Consider the following 648-nt stretch of genomic DNA (forward strand, 5'->3'; position numbering starts at 1 on the left):
TTTTAGAATTGAGTCATTTTGCCATCGGTGTATTATTTTCCTGTTTGGCGAAAAAAGTAGTTCTTCTATCAGTTTTTAAGCCTATTGGATAGCCATATCGGGCAAAAAGTTGTTCTAATAGTTTCATGTAACCCAGTGTTGTTTCTTCTTTTTCGGCGTATAAAGATAGAATCTTTTTAGTTCCCGAATCTACTGCTAAATAGATATGAAAATCATTTAAATGTTTAATTCAAGCTTCGCTACAAGCGTCTAATTCAACTATTTCGCCAAATTCATATTTGTGGTGATTCAGTAATCTTCCCAACTGAACCTTTTCGTTGATTTTGGATAATTGTTGAATTAACAAATACTCACTGTCGTCTTTCTCTTTGTTTTTACTTCTTAATATAGCTGCAATTCTTCTTTTAGTTTTGGCCGTTTGAGTAGGTTTTGTTAAACCCATTGCGGAGCAACGTTTAATAAAATACGGATATGTTATTTGCTTTTTAATTGAAGTAGGTAATACTTCATCGTAATACCTCCTAAAACTGATTGTTAAATGATCTTTATCTTCATCTTTGATAAATTTTGAATCATAGCCTATCATTTTTTTTATGGTGTAGCGAATTAGATTGTCAGACAATTTAAGAGCATGTTTATTTTTCTCGT

The 648-nt window shown here is 31.3% G+C and carries 1 protein-coding gene; it reads right to left on the bottom strand.

What is annotated here, in order from left to right; all coding sequences use genetic code 4:
* The coding region (locus tag NXS15_RS03750) for a hypothetical protein (RefSeq protein ID WP_259290522.1) at positions 1-648 on the bottom strand (648 nt) is incomplete at both ends.

Origin of the sequence: Mycoplasma sp. CSL7475-4 (assembly GCF_024834065.1) — a bacterium.
Taxonomy (GTDB): Bacteria; Bacillota_I; Bacilli_A; order Mycoplasmatales; family Metamycoplasmataceae; genus Mycoplasmopsis.